This window comes from Thioclava atlantica (assembly GCF_000737065.1).
In the GTDB taxonomy this organism is placed as follows: domain Bacteria; phylum Pseudomonadota; class Alphaproteobacteria; order Rhodobacterales; family Rhodobacteraceae; genus Thioclava; species Thioclava atlantica.
In genome coordinates this window covers 30,061-42,529 of sequence record NZ_AQRC01000010.1, presented here as the reverse complement: position 1 = coordinate 42,529, position 12,469 = coordinate 30,061, and the positions used below count along the sequence as shown (strand labels likewise).

Genomic DNA, 12,469 nt, shown 5'->3' with positions numbered 1-12,469 from the left:
GCGCAATGCATCTGGACGTGCTCGACTTGCGGAACTTCTACTATCGGACGCAGCTCGGCCGTGCCGCGCAACGTGCGATCCGCGATCGCATGCTCGCGCTCTGGCCGGCGACGGGGCCGCAACTGGCGGGGCTCACCGTCGCGGGCTTCGGCTTCGCGGTGCCCTTGCTGCGACCCTATCTGGAATCTGCGCGCCGGGTGATCGGGTTGATGCCAGCGGGGCAGGGGGTGATGCCCTGGCCCGCGGGGATGCCGAATGTCTCGGTGCTGTGCGAGGAGGCGCGCTGGCCGCTCGAGACGGGGCGCGTCGATCGTCTCGTCGTGATGCACGGGCTCGAGACCTCGGACAATTCCGAGGCGCTGATGGAGGAATGCTGGCGCGTGCTGGGCCCCGGCGGGCGCGCGCTCTTCATCGTGCCCAATCGCGCCGGTCTCTGGGCCCCGCGCGAGACCACGCCCTTCGGCTTCGGCAAGCCCTACACGCTGGGACAGCTCGACCAGCTCGCCCGGCGCTCGGGCTTCGTGCCCGAACGCCATTCCGGAGCGCTCTACATCCCGCCCAGCCAACGCCGCTTCTGGCTGCGTTCCGCCGCGATGTGGGAACGGGTCGGCACGCGGGTTTCAGGCGCGCTCGCGTCGGGCGTGATCATGCTCGAGGTCTCCAAGCAGGTCCATGCGCGGCACAATTCGGGGCTGGGCGCGCGCGTGCGCAGGCCGCTCTCGATTCTTGAAGGCGCCGTGAAGCCGGTTTCCGACCCGGTCTGAGCCTCGCGGCCCGCAAGGATCGCGATGCCCCGTGCGGCCGCCGCGCAATCACCTGCCGGGTGCAGGGCTGTCGGGGAAAGAATGCGGCGCGCGGTCTATCTGGCGCGCAATCGGCGGGTGAATCACCTCGCGCGGCAATGCGCCGCGCCGAGCGGAAATATCTGTTAGCGCCCTCATTTTCCTTCGCTCTCTGTCACCTTCTCGCGACGAGACCGGAAATGCTGCGCTTCTGCTCACATTCTCGTGCTTAAGATGGTTGCGAGGGGGGGATTGCTCTGCTACTAGCCTCCCCGATAAGCGACGTAGAGGCCTCGACCTTCCGCGTCGGGGGAGACCCTCCGCAAGACCTGTTCCGGGTCGCGCGCGGAGGACAACAAGCATCGGAAGGGTGGACGTGTCCGAACCAGCTTCGATTTCCGCAAGCATCGCCGGCCGCTACGCGCTGGCCATTTTTGAACTGTCGCGCGAGGCCAATTCCCTGCCGGCGCTCGAAGCCGATGTGACGGCGCTCTCGGAGTCGCTGGCCGGTTCGGCGGAGCTGCGCGAAATGATCTCTTCGCCGGTCTATGGCCGGGACGCTCAGGCCGCCGCGATCGGTGCGCTTGGCGCGAAGATGGGCCTGTCGGAGCCGATGTCAAACGGCCTCCAGCTGATGGCGGCGAAGCGGCGTCTCTTCACGTTGCCGCAACTGCTCAAGTCCCTCTCGGAGCTGATTGCCGAGGAGAAGGGCGAAGTCACGGCGGATGTCACTTCCGCTTCCGAGCTGACCGCCGCTCAGGCTGCCAAGCTCGCCGAAACCCTGAAGAACCAGACGGGCAAGACCGTCAAGCTGAACACCGCGGTCGATGAAAGTCTCATCGGCGGCATGATCGTCAAGCTGGGCTCGCGCATGGTCGACACGTCGATCCGCTCGAAGCTCGCTTCTCTCAAGAACGCCATGAAAGAGGTTGGATAAATGGGCATCCAAGCAGCTGAGATTTCTGCGATCCTCAAGGAGCAGATCAAGAATTTCGGGCAGGACGCCCAAGTGGCCGAAGTTGGCCGCGTGCTTTCGGTCGGTGACGGCATTGCGCGCGTCTACGGCCTCGACAGCGTTCAGGCCGGCGAAATGGTCGAATTCCCCGGTGGTATCCGCGGGATGGCCCTGAACCTCGAAAGCGACAATGTCGGCGTCGTTATCTTCGGTTCGGACCAGGACATCAAAGAAGGCGACACCGTCAAGCGCACCAACTCCATCGTGGACGTGCCGGTTGGCAAGGGCCTTCTGGGCCGCGTCGTCGACGGCCTCGGCAACCCGCTCGACGGCAAGGGCGCCATCGAGGCGGCCGAGCGTCGCGTGGCCGACGTGAAGGCGCCGGGCATCATCCCGCGTAAATCGGTGCACGAGCCGATGGCGACCGGCCTGAAATCGGTCGACGCCATGATCCCGATCGGCCGCGGTCAGCGCGAGCTGGTCATCGGCGACCGTCAGACCGGCAAGACCGCGATCGCGCTCGACACGATCCTGAACCAGAAGTCGTATAACGACGCCGATCCCGAGAACAAGCTGCACTGCTTCTACGTGGCCGTCGGCCAGAAGCGTTCGACCGTGGCGCAGCTCGTGAAGAAGCTCGAAGAGACCGGTGCGATCGAATACACCACCGTGATCGCCGCGACCGCGTCGGACCCGGCTCCGATGCAGTACCTCGCGCCCTATACCGCGACCGCGATGGCCGAGTATTTCCGCGACAACGGCATGCACGCGCTGATCATCTATGATGACCTCTCGAAGCAGGCCGTCGCCTATCGTCAGATGTCGCTTCTGCTGCGCCGTCCGCCGGGCCGCGAAGCCTATCCGGGCGACGTGTTCTACCTCCATTCGCGCCTGCTCGAGCGTTCGGCGAAGCTGAACGAGGATTTCGGTTCGGGCTCGCTCACCGCGCTGCCGATCATCGAAACCCAGGCGGGCGACGTGTCGGCCTATATCCCGACCAACGTGATCTCGATCACCGACGGTCAGATCTTCCTCGAGACGGAACTCTTCTACCAGGGTATCCGTCCGGCCGTGAACACCGGTCTGTCGGTGTCGCGCGTCGGCTCCTCGGCCCAGACCAACTCGATGAAGTCGGTCGCCGGTCCGGTGAAACTCGAACTCGCCCAGTATCGCGAAATGGCGGCTTTCGCCCAGTTCGGCTCGGATCTCGACGCCGCGACGCAAAAGCTCCTGAACCGCGGTGCGCGCCTGACCGAGCTGATGAAGCAGCCGCAGTATTCGCCGCTCACCAACGCGGAAATCGTGGCCGTCATCTTCGCCGGCACCAACGGCTATCTCGACAAGATCCCGGTCTCGGAAGTCGGCAAGTTCGAGAAGGGCCTGCTCGACTACCTGCGCAACTCGCGCAAGGACATCCTCGAGTGGCTCACCAATGACGACCCGAAGATCAAGGGCGAGGCCGCCGACAAGCTGAAAGCCGCTATCGACGAATTCGCCAAGACCTTCGCGTGATTGGCCTGAAAGGACAGGGACATGCCCAGCCTTAAGGACCTGAAAAACAGGATCGGAAGCGTCAAGAACACGCGGAAGATCACCAAGGCGATGCAGATGGTCGCCGCGGCCAAGCTGCGCCGCGCTCAGGAAAGCGCCGAAGCCGCGCGCCCCTATGCCGAACGGATGCATGCCGTGATGGCGGGGCTCGCGGGCTCGGTGAAGGGAGCGGACAATGCCCCGCTCCTGCTGCGCGGCACCGGCTCGGACAGAACCCAGCTTCTGGTGGTGATGACCGCCGAGCGGGGCCTGTGCGGTGGCTTCAACGCCAATATCGCCAAGCTCGCCCGGCAGCATGCCGACAAGCTTCTCGCCGAAGGCAAAGAGGTGAAGATCCTCACCGTCGGCAAGAAGGGCCGCGACGCGCTGCGCCGTGAATACGGCCAGTATTTCGTCGGCCATGTCGACCTGAGCGAAGTCAAGAAGCTGAGCTATGACGACGCGCAGCGCATTGCGCGCGATCTGATCGGCCGCTTCGACAACGGCGAGTTCGACGTCGCGACGATCTATTTCTCGATTTTCGAGAGCGTGATCAGCCAGAAGCCGACGGCAAAGCAGATCATCCCCGCTTCCTACGAACAGGAAGAGGGCGAAGAGCATGTGCCGACGGTCAATTACGATTACGAGCCCAGCGAAACGCAGATCCTCACCGACCTGCTTCCGCGCGGGATCGCCACGCAGATCTTCACCGCTCTGCTGGAAAACGGTGCCTCGGAACAAGGTGCGCGCATGTCCGCCATGGACAGCGCGACGCGCAACGCGGGTGAGATGATCGACAAGCTGACGATCGAATACAACCGCTCGCGTCAGGCCGCGATCACCAAGGAACTCATCGAAATCATTTCGGGCGCCGAGGCGCTCTGACGGAACCGGAGAAAGACAGTCATGGCAAGCAATGGCAAGGTAACCCAGGTCATCGGCGCCGTCGTGGACGTGCAGTTCGACGGCGAGCTGCCTGCGATCCTCAACGCGCTGGAAACGGAAAATAACGGCAAGCGTCTGGTGCTCGAAGTGGCCCAGCACCTCGGCGAAAGCTCGGTGCGGACCATCGCCATGGACGCGACCGAAGGCCTCGTACGCGGCGCCGCGGTGAAAGACACCGGCGCGCCGATCTCGGTCCCGGTGGGCAACGCGACCCTCGGCCGCATCCTCAACGTCATCGGCGAGCCGGTCGACGAGAAGGGCCCGGTCGAGTCGACCGAGACCCGCGCGATCCACCAGCCCGCCCCCGATTTTGAATCGCAGGCGACCGCTTCGGAAATCCTCGTGACCGGCATCAAGGTCATCGACCTGCTCGCGCCCTACTCCAAGGGCGGCAAGATCGGCCTGTTCGGCGGCGCCGGCGTGGGCAAGACCGTTCTCATCATGGAACTGATCAACAACATTGCGAAGGTGCACTCGGGCTACTCCGTGTTCGCCGGTGTTGGCGAGCGGACCCGCGAGGGCAACGACCTCTATCACGAGATGATCGAATCCAACGTCATCAAGCCCGACGATCTGTCGAGCTCGCAGGTGGCGCTGGTCTACGGTCAGATGAACGAGCCTCCGGGTGCGCGTGCGCGCGTCGCTCTGACCGGCCTGACGCTGGCCGAGCAGTTCCGCGACCAGTCGGGCACCGACGTTCTGTTCTTCGTCGACAACATCTTCCGCTTCACCCAGGCGGGTTCGGAAGTGTCCGCACTTCTGGGTCGTATTCCCTCGGCCGTGGGCTACCAGCCGACGCTCGCCACCGACATGGGCGCGATGCAGGAGCGCATCACCTCGACCAAAGCCGGCTCGATCACCTCGATCCAGGCCGTCTACGTTCCGGCCGACGACCTTACCGACCCGGCTCCGGCCACCACCTTCGCCCACCTCGACGCGACGACCGTTCTGTCGCGCGCGATCTCGGAACTCGGCATCTACCCGGCCGTGGACCCGCTGGACTCGTCCTCGCGGATCCTCGACCCGGCGATCGTCGGCGAAGAGCACTACAAGGTGGCGCGTGACGTGCAGGAGATCCTGCAGCGCTACAAGGCCCTTCAGGACATCATCGCCATCCTCGGGATGGACGAACTGTCGGAAGAGGACAAGCTCACCGTGGCCCGCGCGCGCAAGATCCAGCGTTTCCTCTCGCAGCCCTTCGACGTTGCGAAAGTGTTCACCGGCTCGGACGGCGTTCAGGTTCCGCTCGAAGACACGATCAAGTCGTTCAAGGCTGTGGTCGCCGGCGAATACGATCACCTTCCCGAAGCGGCCTTCTACATGGTCGGCGGCATCGAAGAGGTGAAAGCGAAAGCCGAGAAACTCGCCGCTGCGGCGTAAGGAGGCGTTATGGCCGACACGATGCAATTCGACCTGGTCGCACCCGAGCGCAAGCTCGCCTCTGTCGAGGAAGCGGTCGAGGTCATGGTGCCCGGCGCGGATGGTGACCTCACGGTCATGCCCGGCCACGCACCGATGCTGACCACGCTGCGGCCCGGCAAGCTGACGCTGGTGACGCGTTCGGAAACCCAGAGCTACGCGGTGACGGGTGGCTTTGCCGAGATCAGCCCCGAGGGCGTCACGGTTCTGGCCGAGCGCTCGCTTCCGGCGGAAGAGTTCACCAAGGAAGTCCACGATCGCCTGATCGAGGAGGCCCGCCGCGTTCATGACGAGGCGCATCCGTCGGTGGCCGACATGACCGCCAAGCTGCTGGCCGACATGGAAGCGCTCGGTTCGCATATGCTGGGCTGAGCCCCCGCATCACGAGATTGAAGGAAGCCCCGGTTTTCCGGGGCTTTTTTCTTGGCTAACTCGCGCGTAGATTGTCCGGGATGCGGGGAGAGGCACTTTGGGGATGATTACCGTCGAAAGCCATCGTCTGGGAATGCAGCAGGGTTCGCTCGTGCTGTTCTCCGATTTTCAGGATGGCGGCGAGATGTGGGACGGCGAGGGGCCGCGCGCGCTGCGCAAGCCGGTTCGTTTCGCTGAGGGCTTCCGGTCCGCGCCGATGGTGCATGTCTCGCTGTCGATGTGGGATCTCGATTGCAACCATAACGGGCGCATGGACGTCGCCGCGGAGAAGGTCACCCCCGAAGGCTTCGAGATCGTGTTCAAGACCTGGGGGGATACGCGCGTGGCGCGGGTGCGGGCGGATTGGATCGCGCTCGGCGGCGTGTCGCACGAGGACGACTGGGAGATCCTCTGACGCGAACGCCCCGCCGTTTCGGGCGGGGCGTTGCGGTTCGTCCGTGGCAGAGGCCGCCGAGGCGGCCGCCGCCGCAAGGCTCAGTCGAGCGCCTTGAAGTTGAAGCTCGCGCCATCCTTGATGCCCGAGAACCAGCGCGCGGTGACGGTCTTGGTCTTGGTGTAGAACCGGAACGCGTCGGGGCCGTACTGGTTGAGATCGCCGAAGGCCGATTTCTTCCAGCCGCCGAAGGTGTAGTAGGACAGTGGCACGGGGATCGGGAAGTTGATGCCGACCATGCCGACATTCACGTTCGAGGCGAAATCGCGCGCGGTGTCGCCATCAGCGGTGAAGATCGAGGTGCCGTTGCCATAGGGGTTGTCGATCACGAGGTTGAGCGCGTCGTCATAGTTCTTCGCGCGCACCATCGACAGCACCGGGCCGAAGATCTCTTCCTTGTAGATATCCATCTCGGGGGTGACGTTGTCGAACAGCGACGGGCCGACGAAGAAACCGTCCTCATAGCCCTGCAGCGAGAAGCCGCGCCCGTCGCAGACGAGTTTCGCGCCCTGCTCGACGCCCGAGGAGATCAGGCCCTCGATGCGCTGCTTGGCCTGCGAGGTGATGACGGGACCGTAATCCACGTCCTCGCCGCCGGTATAGGGGCCGACCTTCAGCTTTTCGATCTTCGGCACGAGGCGCTCGATCAGCGCATCCGCGGTCTCGTCGCCCACCGGAACCGCGACCGAGATCGCCATGCAGCGCTCGCCCGCAGCCCCGAAGCCCGAGCCGATCAGCGCGTCGGCAGCCTTGTCCATGTCGGCGTCGGGCATGATCAGCATGTGGTTCTTCGCGCCGCCGAAACATTGCGCGCGCTTGCCGTTCGCCGCCGCGCGACCGTAGATGTATTGCGCGATCGGGGTCGAGCCGACAAAGCCGACGGCCTGGACGGTTTCGTGGTCGAGGATCGTGTCCACGGCTTCCTTGTCGCCGTTGATGACCTGCAGCACGCCGTCGGGCAGGCCCGCTTCCTGTGCCAGTTCGGCCAGCATCAGAGCGGTGGTGGGCACGCGCTCGGAGGGCTTGAGGATCATCGCGTTGCCCGCCGAGAGGGCCGGGCCCATCTTCCACAGCGGGATCATGGCGGGGAAGTTGAAGGGCGTGATGCCCGCGACCACGCCAAGCGGCTGACGCATCGAATAGAGGTCGATGCCGGGGCCCGCATTGTCGGTATATTCGCCCTTGAGGAAGGACGGCGCGCCCATGCAGACCTCGATCACCTCGAGGCCGCGCTGCACGTCGCCGCGCGCGTCGGGCAGCGTCTTGCCGTGCTCGCGCGAGAGCGCCTCGGCGAGCTTGTCCATGTCGCGCTCGATCAGCGCGCCGAATTTCATCATCACCCGGGCGCGGCGCTGCGGGTTGACCTTCTGCCATTCGAGCTGTGCCTTCGCGGCATCCGCGATCGCGGCGTCGATCTCTTCCGGGGTGGCGAGCGCCACGCGCGCCTGCACCTCGCCGGTGGCCGGGTTGTAGACATCGCTGAAGCGGCCCGATTTGCCCGCAACGCGCTTGCCGTTGATCCAATGGCCGATTTCTTCCATGGGAACCTCCTCCTGAAAAGACTCGTGTTGCGCGGACTCTAGCCTTGCGAAAATGCGCAAAAAAGAGGAAGAAACTCAAAAGCGTTTTGCAATTTCGCAAAGGTGGTCGAGCGTGGACTGGGATGATCTGCGTATTTTCCTGGCCGTCGCACGCGCCGAGAGCCTGTCCGGCGCCGGACGCGGGCTGAAGCTCGATGCGGCCACGGTGGGGCGGCGGATCGCGCGGCTCGAGGAAACCCTCGGAGCCAAGCTCTTCGTGAAATCGCCGCAAGGTTACGCGCTCTCCGAGGCGGGCGATCGGTTGTTGCCCCATGCGGAACGCGCCGAGCAGGCCTTCGCGGGGGCCGAGGAGGAGCTTTCGGGGATCGCCGGCCAGTTGTCCGGACAGCTCAGGATCGGTGCGCCCGATGGCTGTGCGAATTACCTCCTGCCGCAGGTCTGCGCGCGGATCTCGGATGCCAATCCGGGTCTCGAGATCCAGGTGGTCGCGCTTCCGCGGGTCTTCAACCTGTCCAAGCGCGAGGCCGACATGGCGATCGCGGTGTCGCGTCCCACGGCGGGGCGGCTCACGGTGCAGAAGCTCACGGATTACCACCTCAGCCTGGCCGCGCATCGCGACTACCTTTCGAAATCGCCCTCGATCGGCACCAAAGCCGATCTGCGCGCGCACCGGATGATCGGCTATATCCCCGACATGATCTTCGACAAGGAGCTCGACTATTTCGCCGAGACCGAGGCGGAAGTCGTGGGGCTCGCCTCGAACTCGGCCTCGGTCCAGATGCACATGATCCAGGCCGGGGCAGGGATCGGCATCGTGCATGATTTCGCCATTCCCTTCGCGCCGGGCGTGGTGCGTGTGCTCGCCGACGAGGTGAGGCTCGAGCGCTCCTTCTGGCTCATCCGCCACGCCGATGATCGCCGCTCGGAACGACTCACGCGGTTTGCCGAAGCCCTGGGGCAGGGTCTGCGCGACGAGGTGGTGCGGCTCGAACGCGAGGCCGCCCAAAGCGGTCTTGCGCCGCCGTGAACGCAACTGTGTTGACAGAGCGCGCATCCCGGTGAGACGCTTGATAAAACGCGATGTTTCAGGGAGGCCGCGATGCAGGTGATGCAAATTCTCAAGGACAAGGGCCCGTCCGAGGTGGTGACGGTCACGCCGGAGACGACCCTCGGGGATGTGACGACCCTGCTCTCGTCCCACCGCATAGGCGCGGTCGTCGTGTCGTCGAATGGCACGGAGGTCATGGGCATCGTCTCCGAGCGCGACGTGGTGCGCGAGATCGCCCGGCGCGGGCCCGCCTGCCTCACCCTCAAGGCCGCCGACGTCATGACGCGCAACATCAAGTCCTGCGCCCCCGGCGACAGCACCGATAACGTGATGGAGCACATGACCGAAGGGCGTTTCCGTCACATGCCGGTCCTGCGCGATGGCGAAATGATCGGGCTGATCTCGATCGGCGACGTGGTGAAGGCGCGCCTGAGCGAGCTTCATATGGAGAAAGAGGCCCTTCAGGGCATGATCATGGGCAACTGATGCTGCATTGCGGCAGCTTCCTGCTTGCATTCCGACACGCAATATAGTTGCGTGCGCCAACCCTTGGCGGGGAACGATGGGAGGATGCCATGCGGATCGGTCTTTACCCTGGAACCTTCGACCCGGTGACGCTGGGCCATCTCGACATCATCGAGAGGGCGATGGCGCTGGTCGACCGGCTGGTAATCGGGGTTGCGATCAACCGGGACAAGGGGCCGCTCTTCCCGCTTGAGGAGCGCGTCGAGATGATCAAGGCGGAATGCGCCCCGATCACCGCCCGGCGCGGCGGCGAGATCGTCGTCCACCCGTTCGAGAACCTGCTGATCGATTGCGCGCGCGATGTCGGGGCGGGCGTGATCATCCGCGGCCTGCGCGCCGTGGCCGATTTCGAATACGAATTCCAGATGGTGGGGATGAACCGCGCGCTCGATCCGCAGATCGAGACCGTGTTCCTGATGGCCGATGCGCGTCGGCAGGCCATCGCCTCGAAGCTGGTGAAGGAAATCGCGCGGCTCGGCGGGGATGTCTCGAAATTCGTCACCCCCGCCGTGCGCGACGCGCTGATCCGCGCCTACGCGGATCGCGCCTGACGCTCAGCCATTGCTCTTGGTGCCGGCCGGGCTCGTTTTCTGGGGCGTGGCCGAGGAGGTCTGGTGCGCGTGACCGGCCTGCTGCGGCACGTCATTGAGCGCCCATTGATCGATCACGACCCCGTCCTCGACCTTCTTGAGCGCGAGGTTGGCCTCGTAGAAATTGCCCGATTTGATCTTCTTCTCGGCATCCTGGAGCTGGGTCACGGACTGGCTCGCGGGCACCATCGCCGCGGCGACCGAGACGTTGATGTTGCTCGCCTTGAGCGTATCGGCGGCGCCTTTCGTGTCGCCCTTGGCCATCTGGCCATTCGCCTTGCCGACGGCCTTCTCATTGTCCGGGGTGACGGCGAAATCCTCGCCGAGCGCGATCGAGCTGTCGAAGGGTAGATAGGTCATGCCCTTTTGGCCCGACTTCGAGGGCACGCCCCATTTCGCCTCCGATTTCTGGGCCGATTGCATCTTGGCGAGCGCGTCCTGCGTCATCTGCCCGGCAAGCTTCGTATTGCCGTCGAAGATCGCGAGCCGCGCCGCGCGCACGTCACGCATCGCGGTATAGGCATCATCGACGGTGGTCAGAAGGTCCTTGTTCGCGGCGCTCGACGTGGTCTTGGCGACCGCGTCCTTTGCGGCGCTCGGAGCGGTGGGGGCGGCGGTGGAGCTGGAAGTGGCCGCGATCGCGGGCGCGGCGGTATAGGCCATCGGGCCCGCGACGAGCGCGCCGGACATCGCGAGGGCGAGGAGTTTGCGGTTCCGTTTCATGGGTCAAATCCCTTCTCTGAGACGTTGTGCGGATCCGGGTGGTGCGCAGCGGCGCCTCCCGGATATCGGCAGAACGCGAAGAGCGGGCAGGGGTTCTTTCAACCCCTTTCACCCCTTGCGGCGCGCGGGTGAGGGCGCGCGCCCGAGCCGCGAGATCTGCGTGATCGCGGAACGGAAAAAGGCGGCCCCACGGGGGGAGCCGCCTTTGGATGGTATTCACGGGCGCATCGCGCGCTGCGTGTCGTGGAGGGCGCGCGGCCCTTCGCGACCGCTCAGATCAGCTTGCCCATCGCGACCGCGGTGTCGGCCATGCGGTTCGAGAAGCCCCATTCGTTGTCGTACCAGCTCAGGATCCGGACCATGCGGCCTTCCATCACCTTTGTCTGGTCCATCGCGAAGGTCGAGCTATGCGCATCATGGTTGAAGTCGATCGAGACATTCGGGCGCTCGGTATAGCCGAGGATACCCTTCATCGGGCCGTCGGCGGCTGCCTTGATCGCGGCGTTCACTTCTTCGACCGTGGTGTCGCGCGAGGCTTCGAAGACGAGATCGACGACCGAGACATTCGGGGTCGGCACGCGGATCGCCACACCGTCGAGCTTGCCCGCCAGTTCCGGCAGCACGAGACCCACGGCCTTCGCGGCCCCGGTCGAGGTGGGGATCATGCTCATCGCGGCCGCGCGGGCGCGATAGAGATCCTTGTGCATCGTGTCGAGCGTCGGCTGATCGCCGGTATAGGAGTGGATCGTGGTCATGAAGCCTTTCGAGATCCCGATGGCGTCGTTGAGCGCCTTTGCGACCGGCGAGAGGCAGTTCGTGGTGCACGATGCGTTCGACACGACGAGATCCTCGGCGGTCAGCACGCCGTCATTCACGCCGAAGACGATGGTCTTGTCGGCGCCCGAGGCGGGGGCGGAGACCAGGACGCGCTTCGAGCCGTTCTCGAGGTGGAAGGCCGCCTTGTCGCGCGCGGTGAAGATGCCGGTGCATTCCAGCGCGATATCGACGCCGTCCCAGGGCAGTTCCTTCGGGTCGCGGATCGCGGTCACCTTGATCGGGCCGCGGCCGACGTCGATCGTGTCGTCGGTGGTGGTCACTTCGCCGGGGAAGCGGCCATGCACCGAGTCGAAGCGGATCAGGTGCGCGTTGGTCTCGACCGGGCCGAGATCGTTGATCGCGACCACCTCGATATCGGTGCGACCCGATTCCACGATCGCGCGCAGCACGTTCCGCCCGATCCGTCCAAACCCGTTGATGGCAACCTTGACCGTCATTTCCGTCTCCTCTGGCTGGCTGCCCGGCAGGGAGTTGCTCGGGCAGAATTCCCGTTAACGCTAACAAGCGCGTTTGCGCGCGAAGGTCAACCTCCACGATAGAGCGTCAGCGCCAGAAGGCGACATATTCGATCAGATCGGCGGTTTCCTTCGCCAGAAAAAGAAGGATGCGCCCTTCGTCGAAGAACGCATCCGCTGCGATCAGGATGATGATGATGGCTGCCAGCCAGAGCGCGATGCGATTGGTCATCCGTCCCTCTCGCGCGCCTGTC

General features: G+C 64.8%; 14 protein-coding genes. 10 read left to right on the top strand and 4 right to left on the bottom strand.

Annotated features, from left to right (window positions below):
- Window positions 1-5 precede the first annotated feature (5 nt).
- The 7 genes from DW2_RS12720 (at window position 6) to DW2_RS12690 (ending at window position 6,457) form a co-directional block, all read left to right on the top strand.
- The gene (locus DW2_RS12720; protein ID WP_038147179.1) at window positions 6-764 is read left to right on the top strand and encodes a methyltransferase domain-containing protein; all 759 of its coding nucleotides are present in this window, start codon (window positions 6-8) and stop codon (window positions 762-764) included.
- A gap of 394 nt (window positions 765-1,158) precedes the next feature.
- Window positions 1,159-1,719 carry a F0F1 ATP synthase subunit delta gene (locus DW2_RS12715; RefSeq protein WP_038147178.1) on the top strand — a complete coding sequence of 187 codons (561 nt, stop codon included), beginning with the start codon at window positions 1,159-1,161 and terminating at the stop codon, window positions 1,717-1,719.
- Entirely contained in the window at window positions 1,720-3,249 is a 1,530-nt protein-coding gene (atpA, locus tag DW2_RS12710) for a F0F1 ATP synthase subunit alpha (RefSeq protein ID WP_038147176.1), read from the top strand. It abuts the gene before it with no gap.
- Between the two features lie 21 nt (window positions 3,250-3,270).
- Window positions 3,271-4,152: a F0F1 ATP synthase subunit gamma gene (locus tag DW2_RS12705; protein WP_038147174.1), complete on the top strand. Its 882-nt coding sequence runs from the start codon at window positions 3,271-3,273 to the stop codon at window positions 4,150-4,152.
- Between the two features lie 21 nt (window positions 4,153-4,173).
- Entirely contained in the window at window positions 4,174-5,592 is a 1,419-nt protein-coding gene (gene atpD, locus DW2_RS12700; protein WP_038147171.1) for a F0F1 ATP synthase subunit beta, read from the top strand.
- Window positions 5,593-5,601: 9 nt separating this feature from the next.
- On the top strand, window positions 5,602-6,003 hold the full coding sequence (locus DW2_RS12695) for a F0F1 ATP synthase subunit epsilon (RefSeq protein ID WP_038147170.1): 402 nt from the start codon (window positions 5,602-5,604) through the stop codon (window positions 6,001-6,003).
- A 103-nt stretch (window positions 6,004-6,106) separates the two neighbouring features.
- Window positions 6,107-6,457 carry an H-type lectin domain-containing protein gene (locus tag DW2_RS12690; RefSeq protein WP_038147169.1) on the top strand — a complete coding sequence of 117 codons (351 nt, stop codon included), beginning with the start codon at window positions 6,107-6,109 and terminating at the stop codon, window positions 6,455-6,457.
- A gap of 80 nt (window positions 6,458-6,537) precedes the next feature.
- Here the strand turns inward: DW2_RS12690 and DW2_RS12685 are convergent, their stop codons facing one another.
- Window positions 6,538-8,037 (bottom strand): CoA-acylating methylmalonate-semialdehyde dehydrogenase, encoded by a 1,500-nt coding sequence (locus DW2_RS12685; protein ID WP_038147167.1) that lies wholly within the window; start codon window positions 8,035-8,037, stop codon window positions 6,538-6,540.
- Window positions 8,038-8,149: 112 nt separating this feature from the next.
- Here DW2_RS12685 and DW2_RS12680 point away from each other — a divergent pair, with 112 nt between their 5' ends.
- From DW2_RS12680 to coaD, 3 genes are all read left to right on the top strand, one after another.
- On the top strand, window positions 8,150-9,064 hold the full coding sequence (locus tag DW2_RS12680; RefSeq protein ID WP_038147165.1) for a LysR family transcriptional regulator: 915 nt from the start codon (window positions 8,150-8,152) through the stop codon (window positions 9,062-9,064).
- Between the two features lie 72 nt (window positions 9,065-9,136).
- A complete protein-coding gene (locus DW2_RS12675; RefSeq protein WP_038147159.1) occupies window positions 9,137-9,571 on the top strand; it encodes a CBS domain-containing protein in 435 nt (144 codons plus the stop codon).
- Between the two features lie 89 nt (window positions 9,572-9,660).
- A complete protein-coding gene (gene coaD, locus DW2_RS12670) occupies window positions 9,661-10,161 on the top strand; it encodes a pantetheine-phosphate adenylyltransferase (RefSeq protein WP_038147157.1) in 501 nt (166 codons plus the stop codon).
- A 3-nt stretch (window positions 10,162-10,164) separates the two neighbouring features.
- On the opposite strand, the gene DW2_RS12665 is transcribed toward coaD, so the two are convergent.
- From DW2_RS12665 to DW2_RS20080, 3 genes are all read right to left on the bottom strand, one after another.
- Window positions 10,165-10,923, bottom strand: a complete 759-nt coding sequence (locus tag DW2_RS12665; RefSeq protein ID WP_038147156.1) for a YfdX family protein — start codon at window positions 10,921-10,923, stop codon at window positions 10,165-10,167.
- 272 nt (window positions 10,924-11,195) lie between these two features.
- Complete coding sequence (gene gap, locus DW2_RS12660) at window positions 11,196-12,197, bottom strand: type I glyceraldehyde-3-phosphate dehydrogenase (protein WP_038147154.1); 1,002 nt, start codon at window positions 12,195-12,197, stop codon at window positions 11,196-11,198.
- A 106-nt stretch (window positions 12,198-12,303) separates the two neighbouring features.
- Window positions 12,304-12,447: a hypothetical protein gene (locus DW2_RS20080; RefSeq protein ID WP_038147151.1), complete on the bottom strand. Its 144-nt coding sequence runs from the start codon at window positions 12,445-12,447 to the stop codon at window positions 12,304-12,306.
- Between the last annotated feature and the right edge of the window lie 22 nt (window positions 12,448-12,469).